The organism is Candidatus Omnitrophota bacterium, assembly GCA_034717435.1.
Lineage (GTDB): Bacteria > Omnitrophota > JAUWXU01 > JAUWXU01 > JAUWXU01 > JAYELI01.
The window spans coordinates 143-5,106 of sequence record JAYELI010000011.1 but is presented as its reverse complement, the minus strand read 5'-3'; the positions used below and the strand labels follow the sequence as shown (position 1 = coordinate 5,106).

The 4,964-nt window shown below is 45.8% G+C and carries 3 protein-coding genes; 2 read left to right on the top strand and 1 reads right to left on the bottom strand.

Annotation, left to right across the window (positions count from 1 at the left end; genetic code table 11):
* Nucleotides 1-42: 42 nt before the first annotated feature.
* Both U9Q08_00595 and U9Q08_00590 read left to right on the top strand, forming a co-directional pair.
* The gene (locus U9Q08_00595) at nucleotides 43-1,203 is read left to right on the top strand and encodes a GuaB3 family IMP dehydrogenase-related protein (protein MEA3328230.1); all 1,161 of its coding nucleotides are present in this window, start codon (nucleotides 43-45) and stop codon (nucleotides 1,201-1,203) included.
* Nucleotides 1,204-1,243: 40 nt separating this feature from the next.
* Nucleotides 1,244-4,699, top strand: coding sequence for a DNA polymerase III subunit alpha (locus U9Q08_00590; protein MEA3328229.1), 3,456 nt, complete (start codon nucleotides 1,244-1,246; stop codon nucleotides 4,697-4,699).
* Between the two features lie 18 nt (nucleotides 4,700-4,717).
* Here the strand turns inward: U9Q08_00590 and U9Q08_00585 are convergent.
* On the bottom strand, nucleotides 4,718-4,964 hold a 247-nt coding region (locus U9Q08_00585), incomplete at its 5' end, for a hypothetical protein (protein ID MEA3328228.1).

Sequence of the window (4,964 nt, the reverse complement as noted above, 5' to 3'; positions counted from 1 at the left end):
AACGCAATACGCACGACGCACAACGAAGTGAGGAGGTATGCGGTGGGAATGTGGGTTGGACGAGGAAGAAAAGCCAGACGTTGTTACGGGTTTGACGAAATTGCATTGGTGCCCGGTGCAGTAACCGTAAACCCCAATGAGATCGATACCAGCTGGGAAATCGGGGGCAAGAAGCTGGAGGTTCCTATATTAGCGGCGGCTATGGACGGGGTGGTGGATACCAAGTTCGCTGTCACGATGGGTAGATCAGGAGGCCTGGCGGTTTTGAACCTGGAGGGCATCCAGACGCGGTACAAAGACCCGGCCGGAGTATTGAATGAAATCGCTAAGGCCGCTCCTAAAGAGGCCACAGAACTGGTTCAATCGGTGTATTTAAAGCCGGTAAAGGAAGAATTGATTTCAGCCAGGATTAAACAGATCAAAGACCAGGGTGTTCCGGCTGTGGTTAGCGCAATTCCCCAGAATGCCAAAAGGTTCGGGATGATCGCCCAGGATTCCGGGGCAGATATATTTGTGGTTCAGGCTACAGTAACTACTACCAGGCATATTTCTTCAGAATATAAGTGCTTGGATTTTTATAGATTTTGCAAAGACATGAAAATACCGGTGGTGATCGGAAACAGTGTTACTTATAGCACCGCCCTGGAGTTGTTAGATACCGGCGCAAGCGGGCTTTTGATCGGTATTGGCCCGGGCGCTGCCTGCACTACCCGGGGCGTTTTAGGGATCGGCGTTCCTCAGGTTACGGCCACCTGTGATTCAGCGGCTGCCCGGGATTTCTATTATAAACAAACCGGAAGGTATGTGCCGATTATTACAGATGGCGGGATGACTACTGGCGGTGATATATGTAAAGCATTTGCCTGCGGTGCGGATGCAGTGATGATCGGCTCGGCGTTTGCCCGGGCTAAAGAGGCTCCTGGCCGGGGTTATCACTGGGGAATGGCTACGCCCCATCCTAACCTGCCGCGGGGCACCCGGATACATGTAGGCACGACTGGTTCCCTGCAAGAGATACTTTTTGGGCCGGCCAGGTTAGACGACGGCTCCCAGAATCTTATTGGCGCGCTTAAGACCTCAATGGGCAGCGTTGGAGCAAAGAACATAAAAGAAATGCAGTTGGCCGAAATAATAATTGCTCCCTCCATTCAGACCGAAGGAAAGGTATTTCAAGCCGCTCAAAATTTAGGCACATACGCGTAGATCATTCGCTAAAAGACCCCAAAGAATATTATTCATCAAAATGAACCATTCAGGTTTTGTTCATCTCCATACCCACACCCAATATAGTCTGCTCGACGGATCCTGCAAGATTTCCAATTTAGTTAAATTAGCCCGTAAGTTAAAGATGCCTGCCCTGGCTATTACTGACCATGGGAATATGTTTGGGGCAATAGAATTCTATCGGATGGCTGAAGCTAACGGCATAAAGCCGATTATCGGTTATGAGGCTTATTTGGCTCCGGCATCACGTTTTGAAAAAGCAGCCCGTGGAATAAGAGAGGCTGCCTATCACCTGACATTGCTGGCTAAGGATGAAACAGGTTATAAGAACCTGATGAAATTAGCCAGCTTTGCTTATTTAGAGGGTTTTTATTATCGGCCGCGAATCGATAAAGAACTATTGGCTGAATATGCCGGGGGTTTGATCTGTTTAAGCGGCTGCTTAAAGGGAGAGTTAGCCCATCTTATTTTAAGCGAGCAGAAAGAAGAGGTCAAAAACACTATCGACCAGTTCAAAAATATTTTCGGGCCGAAGGATTTTTATTTTGAATTGCAAGATCATTCTCTCGGTGACCAAAAGAAATTGAATAAGGAACTGATCAGGCTGAGTAAAGAGTTTTCGGTTGAACTGGTAGCCAGCAACGATGTTCATTATCTCAATCGTTCGGATGCCTCGGCCCATGAGATTCTTCTCTGTATCCAAACTCAAACCACTCTTGATGATCCGAACAGGATGAAATTTAAGACCAATGAATTTTATTTAAAAAACGAAAATGAGATGAAAAGGTTGTTTAAAGAAGCGCCCCAGGCTATCTCAAACACCCTGAAAATCGCTGAAAAGTGCAACCTGGAACTTGATTTTTCTAAGACCTATCTGCCGCGGTATAATCCTGGCCAGGGCCAGGGGGTGGAGGAATGTTTAGGCAATCTCTGTTTTGAAGGTCTGGTAAAGAAATACGGCCCAAAGGCTGATTCTTTTAAGGAGCGGCTGAAGCATGAACTGGGGATAATCAAGCAGGCCGGTTACAGCAGTTATTTCTTGATAGTTTGGGATTTTGTCCGTTTTGCCAGGGAAAAAGGTATTCCGGTAGGCCCGGGCAGGGGTTCGGCCAGCGGGAGCCTGACCGCATATACTTTGGGGATAACCGATATAGACCCCTGCCGATATGGATTATTGTTTGAAAGATTTTTAAACCCGGAAAGGGTGAGCCTGCCGGATATAGATATTGATTTTTGTTACGTCCGGCGTAACGAAGTAATAGATTATGTAAAACAAAAATACGGAAAGGACTGCGTTGCCCAGATAATTACATTCGGCACTATGGCTGCCCGGGCGGTGATCAGAGATGTCGGCCGGGTAAAGGGTTTTTCTTACGGAGAAGTAGACAAGATCGCTAAACTTATCCCGGTTGGATCTAATGTTACCATAGCCCATGCCCTGCAGGCTGAGCCGAGACTGAAAGAACTTTACAAAAACGATAAAAGGATTACCCAGCTTTTAGATACTGCCCAGCTGCTTGAGGGGCTTTCCCGAAACGCTTCTATTCATGCGGCCGGGGTGGTTATATCAGATGTTCCGCTTAATGAATATGTCCCCTTGTTTAAAACCGACGGCGATGAAATAACTACTCAATATTCAATGGATTCCCTGGAAAAGATCGGCCTTTTAAAAATGGATTTTTTAGGGTTGCGGACCCTGACGGTTATCGAAGAATCCTTAAAAATTATTGAGAGGACTCAGGGAAAGTCCGTAAGACCGGATATGAATTCTTTGGATGATAGAAAAACCTACGGCCTGTTAAGAAAGGGAGAGGCAATGGGGGTGTTTCAACTTGAAAGTTCAGGAATGAGGGACCTGTTAAAAAAATTAGCGCCTCAAAAATTTGAAGATATTATAGCGCTTCTTGCTCTTCATCGGCCAGGACCCCTGGGAAGCGGAATGGTTGATGATTTTATCGTCGGCAAGCGAAAACCAGCTTCGGTTAAATACGATCACCCCAAATTAGAGCCGATTTTGAAAGAAACATACGGCGTTTGTATTTATCAAGAACAAGTTATGCAGATAGTAAGCCAGTTAGGAGGATTTAGTTTAGCGCAGGCAGATTCTTTACGCCGGGCAATAAGTAAAAAAATTCCTGAGATTATGGAGCAGCAGAAGAAGTTCTTTATCGAAGGAGCGGTAAACAGAGCGATTAGTTATAAGGTTGCGGCGAAGATCTTTAACATGATCGAGTACTTTGCCGGTTACGGCTTTAATAAATCTCACAGCGCTGCCTATGCCCATATCTCTTATCAGACTGCCTATCTTAAAGCGAATTTCCCGGTTGAATTTACAGCCGCGCTTCTAAGCAGCGAGAAGGATAATACCGATAAGTTGACTTTTTATATCGATGAGGCCAAGAAGATGGGAATAGAAATTCTGCCTCCGGATGTAAATGAAAGTTTTGCCGAATTTACCGTGGTTGCTGGATCGGTCAGATTCGGGTTGTCGGCGGTTAAAAATGTAGGCCAGGCAGCGGTAGAGTCGGTTATCCAGGCAAGGTTCAAACGCGGAAAGTTTAAGTCTATTTACGACTTTTGCGAACATATAGACCTGAGGCTGGTCAATCGCCGGGTAATAGAAAGCCTGATTAAGTGCGGGGCGTTTGACAGCTTGGGATTATACAGGTCGCAGTTGATGTCTATTCTGGACAGAGCCTTGGAGGCAGGTGCCAGCTTACAGAAAGACAGGATGGATGGCCAGCTTTCATTTTTTGATACGTTTGAAAACCAAAAGTCATTCAGGGATGATTTCCAAGAAATCCCGGATATTGCGGAATGGTCGGAAAATCAACTTTTGGCATTTGAACGGGAAATGCTTGGTTTTTATATTACCGGCCATCCTTTAACCAGATATGAAAAATTTTTAGAGGATTATTCGGTCAGCTCAACTATTGATTTGATTCATTATGGGGACCAGGCTGAGATAACTGTCGGCGGCATTATTGACCGGGTCAAGGAGATTACCACCAAAAGGGGCGAGAAGATGGCCTTTATAGCTGTTGAGGATTTAAAGGGAGTTGTGGAAGGGGTTGTTTTTCCCGAGGTCTTCAAGAAGTTGTCCATGCACATTAAAAAAGATTCCCTGGTTTTTATAAACGGCAGGGTTAGCCTGCGGGATGAAGAGCCGAAGATTATGGTCAATGAAATAGTCCCTTTCAGAGATGTCCCGGCGTATTTCACCAAAGAGATATGGGTGGACTTATTTACCACGGGTTTAGAGAAAAAGGTCCTTCAGCAGCTTCGTAGTATTTTATTTTCGAACCCGGGAAACGTCCCGCTCTATTTGAATTTTACCTTTTCCGACGGCGAGAAGGTTCAAATGGATACAGAAATGAATATTAAGGTTCGGCCTTCCGAGGAACTTTTCAGTCAAATCAAGGATTTGGTCGGCAGCCAGGCAGTAAGATTAAAAACTAAAAGCACTGTTAGCTAAATTTTAAAAGTGCGCACATTAACCGAAATTAAAAATAATAACGCTAAAAAGGTCATTCTGAGGCCGAAGGCCGAAGAATCTCAGAAAACACGGTTTTATGGGAGATCCTTCGGTCGCCCTTCGGGAATACTCAGGACTTCCTTCGGTCGCCCTTCGGGAATACTCAGGACTTCCTTCGGTCGCCCTTCGGGAATACTCAGGACTTCCTTCGGTCGCCCTTCGGGAATACTCAGGACTTCCTTCGGTCGCCCTTCGGGAATACTCA